At 52.4% G+C, this 2,044-nt stretch carries 2 tRNA genes and 2 rRNA genes; all 4 read left to right on the plus strand.

Features of this window, described 5'->3' with window-relative positions:
- Positions 1-116, plus strand: a 16S ribosomal RNA gene (locus MXF20_RS23150); the annotation flags it as partial.
- A gap of 74 nt (positions 117-190) precedes the next feature.
- Positions 191-267, plus strand: a tRNA-Ile gene (locus MXF20_RS23155).
- A 149-nt stretch (positions 268-416) separates the two neighbouring features.
- A tRNA-Ala gene (locus MXF20_RS23160) sits at positions 417-492 on the plus strand.
- A gap of 198 nt (positions 493-690) precedes the next feature.
- Positions 691-2,044 (plus strand): 23S ribosomal RNA (locus MXF20_RS23165); the annotation flags it as partial.

Below are 2,044 nucleotides of genomic sequence, written 5' to 3' on the forward strand. Positions count from 1 at the left end.
CAAAAGAAGTAGGTAGCTTAACCTTCGGGAGGGCGCTTACCACTTTGTGATTCATGACTGGGGTGAAGTCGTAACAAGGTAACCGTAGGGGAACCTGCGGTTGGATCACCTCCTTACCTGAAGATACTTTCCCGCGAAGTGCTCACACAGATTGTCTGATAGAAAAGTAACGAGCAGAAAAAACCTCTACAGGCTTGTAGCTCAGGTGGTTAGAGCGCACCCCTGATAAGGGTGAGGTCGGTGGTTCAAGTCCACTCAGGCCTACCAGATTTCTTCTCATGCCGCGTTATGTTTCCGGCTCGCATAGTTCACTATGCTTCGCGAAAACATGCCTTGCCTGAGACGAAATCACATTTCCCGTGTGAGAAACGTGACTCCTGGTGAGTGGATGTAGATGGTCTCTGCAGTGACTGTATGGGGCTATAGCTCAGCTGGGAGAGCGCCTGCCTTGCACGCAGGAGGTCAGCGGTTCGATCCCGCTTAGCTCCACCATTACAGTACTGAAACTTACTTCAGAGTATACCGGCGACGGTGTGCTGCGAAGTATTTGCTCTTTAACAATCCGGAACAAGCTGAAAATTTGAAACGACGCGTCGGTTCATTTCTCCGTAATAAGAAATGAATAACGATGCGTTCGGGTCTCTCAAATGCTTGCAGTCTGCAGCGTTGTAAAACGCCTGTGGGTTGTGAGGTTAAGCGACTAAGCGTACACGGTGGATGCCCTGGCAGTCAGAGGCGATGAAGGACGTGCTAATCTGCGAAAAGCGACGGTAAGGTGATATGAACCGCTACAGCCGTCGATGTCCGAATGGGGAAACCCAGTGCACTTGTGCACTATCGTTAACTGAATACATAGGTTAACGAGGCGAACCGGGGGAACTGAAACATCTAAGTACCCCGAGGAAAAGAAATCAACCGAGATTCCCCCAGTAGCGGCGAGCGAACGGGGAGCAGCCCAGGACCTGAATCAGCTTGTGCATCAGTGGAAGCGTCTGGAAAGTCGCGCGATACCGGGTGACAGCCCCGTACACGAAGATGCACAGGTTGTGAGTCCGACGAGTAGGGCGGGACACGTGGTATCCTGTCTGAACATGGGGGGACCATCCTCCAAGGCTAAATACTCCTGACTGACCGATAGTGAACCAGTACCGTGAGGGAAAGGCGAAAAGAACCCCGGCGAGGGGAGTGAAACAGAACCTGAAACCGTGTACGTACAAGCAGTGGGAGCCTACTTGTTAGGTGACTGCGTACCTTTTGTATAATGGGTCAGCGACTTATATTCTGTAGCAAGGTTAACCGCATAGGGGAGCCGAAGGGAAACCGAGTCTTAATTGGGCGTTAAGTTGCAGGGTATAGACCCGAAACCCGGTGATCTAGCCATGGGCAGGTTGAAGGTTGGGTAACACTAACTGGAGGACCGAACCGACTAATGTTGAAAAATTAGCGGATGACTTGTGGCTGGGGGTGAAAGGCCAATCAAACCGGGAGATAGCTGGTTCTCCCCGAAAGCTATTTAGGTAGCGCCTCGTGAACTCATCTCCGGGGGTAGAGCACTGTTTCGGCTAGGGGGCCATCCCGGCTTACCAACCCGATGCAAACTGCGAATACCGGAGAATGTTATCACGGGAGACACACGGCGGGTGCTAACGTCCGTCGTGAAGAGGGAAACAACCCAGACCGCCAGCTAAGGTCCCAAAGTCATGGTTAAGTGGGAAACGATGTGGGAAGGCACAGACAGCCAGGATGTTGGCTTAGAAGCAGCCATCATTTAAAGAAAGCGTAATAGCTCACTGGTCGAGTCGGCCTGCGCGGAAGATGTAACGGGGCTAAACCATGCACCGAAGCTGCGGCAGCGACATGTAAATGTTGTTGGGTAGGGGAGCGTTCTGTAAGCCGCTGAAGGTGTGCTGTGAGGCATGCTGGAGGTATCAGAAGTGCGAATGCTGACATAAGTAACGATAAAGCGGGTGAAAAGCCCGCTCGCCGGAAGACCAAGGGTTCCTGTCCAACGTTAATCGGGGCAGGGTGAGTCGACCCCTAAGGC

The sequence above is a fragment of the Pantoea dispersa genome, from assembly GCF_035783935.1.
GTDB lineage: Bacteria > Pseudomonadota > Gammaproteobacteria > Enterobacterales > Enterobacteriaceae > Pantoea > Pantoea dispersa_C.